The following is a 265-nucleotide window of genomic DNA, read 5'->3' as shown; positions in this document are numbered from 1 at the left end:
CGCCGATCGTGACACCGTGGATGTGCCGGGGATGCCACCGCTCGCGGACACCATCTTCGGCAAGATCGACAGAGCAGTCGCCTTCCTGTCCGACCTCACGCACGTTGCCACGCGCGCCAAGGGCCAGCTCTCGCCCAACCCCAACGTCCTGCTCGAACATGGCTGGGCGCTGAAATCGCGCGGGTGGGGCAGGATGATCGGCGTCATGAACACGGCCATGGGCCATCCTGACGAGCATCCCCTTCCGTTCGACCTTACCCACTTC

The 265-nt window shown here is 64.9% G+C and carries 1 protein-coding gene; it reads left to right on the top strand.

The annotated features are described in order from the left end of the window. Positions 1 to 265, top strand: a 265-nt coding sequence (locus NLU14_RS22085) for a hypothetical protein (RefSeq protein ID WP_275710652.1), incomplete at both ends; no start/stop codon positions are given.

This window comes from Marinobacter iranensis (assembly GCF_029207565.1).
GTDB lineage: Bacteria > Pseudomonadota > Gammaproteobacteria > Pseudomonadales > Oleiphilaceae > Marinobacter > Marinobacter iranensis.
This window is presented reverse-complemented; position numbering and strand designations above follow the sequence as displayed.